The sequence below is a fragment of the Arthrobacter sp. GMC3 genome (genome assembly GCF_002929305.1).
Classification (GTDB): Bacteria; Actinomycetota; Actinomycetes; order Actinomycetales; family Micrococcaceae; genus Specibacter.
This window is the reverse complement of the sequence record NZ_PJIO01000065.1, coordinates 1-828: the sequence shown is the minus strand read 5'-3', so window position 1 is coordinate 828 and position 828 is coordinate 1. Positions and strand designations below refer to the sequence as shown.

Below are 828 nucleotides of genomic sequence, written 5' to 3'. Positions count from 1 at the left end.
ACTTCGCCTACAAGACCGAGTTCGTCAGCTTCCAGCGCAGCCTGCGCGACGGCAACTTCATCAACGAAGACGGCAACCCAGAGCAGTGGTACGACGATCGCCTGCGTGGCCTGACGCGCGCCGAGGGCGAGCGCATACATCTCGAGCCGGGCGTCAGCCTGCCGCTGAACTGGTCGTGGGGCTTCCTCAAGCCCTCGCTGAAATATGCCTATACGCAGTACGACCTGGATCTGGATGACCGTGGCCAGAGCACACTGGCCAACTACGAATCGTTCGACAGCAGCCAGAATCGCAGTGTGCCGATCTTCAGCGTGGACAGCGGACTGTACTTCGACCGCGACACCCAATGGTTCGGCAAGGACTATCGCCAGACACTGGAACCGCGCCTGTTCTATCTCTATGTTCCGGAGGAGGATCAGGACGACATTCCGCTCTTCGATACCGGCGAAAGCAGCTTCAGCTACTCCTCGCTGTGGCGCGAGAACCGCTTTTCCGGCAAGGACCGTATCGGCGATGCCAACCAGGTGTCGCTTGGCGTAACCAGTCGTTGGGTCGAGCCCAACGGCTTCGAGCGCCAGCGCCTGAGCATCGGCCAGGCGTTCTACTTCGAGGATCGCAAGGTGCAGCTGCGCGGTATCGACTACCGCACCCGCTCCAACGCCACCTCCGACGTATCGCCGTATGCGCTGGAATACATGTATCGCTACAACCGCGACTGGCGCTTCACCTCGACCTTCAACTGGGATCCGGATAGCCACAGCACCCGCTCCGGCAGTGCCATGTGGCATTACCAGCCCGCGGACAATCCCGGCAAGATCGTCAACGTCG

General features: G+C 61.0%; 1 protein-coding gene. It reads left to right on the top strand.

The features are described from left to right. A partial coding sequence (locus CXQ94_RS23675; protein WP_146070405.1) for an LPS-assembly protein LptD occupies positions 1 to 828 on the top strand: 828 nt, incomplete at both ends.